The 1,471-nt window shown below is 37.8% G+C and carries 2 protein-coding genes and 1 pseudogene; 1 reads left to right on the top strand and 2 read right to left on the bottom strand.

What is annotated here, in order from left to right:
- Positions 1 to 545: energy-coupling factor ABC transporter ATP-binding protein (locus F6K22_RS40770; protein WP_293110851.1), on the bottom strand; the 545-nt coding region annotated here is incomplete at its 3' end.
- Positions 542 to 808: a UPF0367 protein family gene (locus tag F6K22_RS40765; protein WP_293110849.1), complete on the bottom strand. Its 267-nt coding sequence runs from the start codon at positions 806 to 808 to the stop codon at positions 542 to 544. The genes F6K22_RS40770 and F6K22_RS40765, both read right to left, overlap by 4 nt.
- 454 nt (positions 809 to 1,262) lie before the next feature.
- On the opposite strand from F6K22_RS40765, the pseudogene F6K22_RS40760 reads away from it, so the two are divergent.
- Positions 1,263 to 1,471, top strand: a pseudogene (locus F6K22_RS40760) (photosystem II D2 protein (photosystem q(a) protein)); the annotation flags it as partial.

Raw genomic sequence — 1,471 nt, 5'->3', positions numbered from 1 at the left:
ACCAAACTTTGAACTTGAGTCACCAAATCTAATTGACTATCTGGATCGAGTAAAGCTGTAGGTTCATCCAAAAGTAAGATGTCACAGTTGCGGGCAATAGCACCAGCAATAGCAATTCTTTGTTTTTGTCCCCCGCTCAAAGCATATATAGGTCGCCTTTGTAGTTCCAATAAGTTTACGGCACTCAAAGCATCTTCTACCCGATGACGAATTTGAAGTTGAGACAATCTCTCTTCAACTAACCCAAAAGCAACATCTGCTCCTACTGTAGGCATTACAAGTTGATGGTCAGGATTTTGAAAAACAAAACCTATTTTCCCTTCAAAATGAATTGTTCCAGACTGAGGAGACAAAAGTTTTGCCAATAATCTTAACAAAGTTGATTTACCACTGCCATTAGTACCCAAGAGCATCCAAAACTCTCCCTTGGGTACTTTTAGAGAACAAGAGCGCAATACTTGGCTGCCATTAGGCCAATTAAAACAAATATCCTCTACTAAAATTGCTGGATGAGTAACTTTAATAGTTTTATCCTTTGGCTTCATTGGGTCAGGGCTACAAAACCAGGTGGTCTTCCAGTAGCAGCAGCACCAGATTTTTGGGAAATTTGAACACCAGAAACTTCACTGATTACTACAGCAATCTTTTTCTCTGGCATTTTCTCACAAGTAAGTTCTAAAACTTGAGGGTTTCCAGAGCGAATAGACTCAACGACTTGTTGATAAACAGCTTCAGCATCCTCAGCGGACTTACGTTGTACTGAGAATGGCACAGGGGTGTACTTCACAATGATGTCAATAGTGAACATTTTTTAATTTAGTGACCTTGAAGGGTAATTTTATCCCGTTTTAACTGCAAGCAGTATAACGAGAAATTTCCAACCTTGCGGATAGGGCTTCTTGTTTCAAAAGCTGTTTATCTCTCAACATACATTTTTACTACTATATAACCCATCCTAGGTATTTTTTAAATTCTATGTGAATTTTACAACATTTTCAACTCACTATATTATGAGGAGGTTGTATAGCGAATTGAGATGGGGACTGAAAAATCTAAAATCTAATAAAATAATGTCTGGAAAAACTCATTTTTCTGGTTGCCCCAATCAAAAATTACCTTTATAATGAAAATCACGGTAATAAAACTAAACAATGTTTACAAAATCTCTCATATTCTGCTCAAGTAGAAAACTACTATTATATATATAGTGGTTGAGAAAAAACATTAGCCGTAGTTATCATAATTATTTGGAGAATTCCTTAATGACTGTAGCAGTCGGACGCCCACAATCTCAAAGAGGACCATTTGATGTCCTCGATGACTGGCTCAAACGCGATCGCTTTGTATTCGTTGGTTGGTCTGGTATACTCTTGTTTCCATGTGCCTTCCTGGCTATTGGAGCTTGGTTAACTGGCACTACCTTCGTTACTTCTTGGTATACCCACGGATTAGCTAGTTCTTACTTAGAAGA

The sequence above is a fragment of the Okeania sp. SIO2F4 genome, assembly GCF_010672385.1.
In the GTDB taxonomy this organism is placed as follows: domain Bacteria; phylum Cyanobacteriota; class Cyanobacteriia; order Cyanobacteriales; family Microcoleaceae; genus Trichodesmium.
The sequence above is the reverse complement of the archived record's forward strand: the minus strand, read 5'-3'. Positions and strand labels throughout refer to the sequence as shown.

Excerpts from the sequence above, each read along its gene's own strand:
- F6K22_RS40765 (WP_293110849.1), bottom strand. The coding sequence starts at position 808 with ATGTTCACTATTGACATCATTGTGAAGTACACCCCTGTGCCATTCTCA.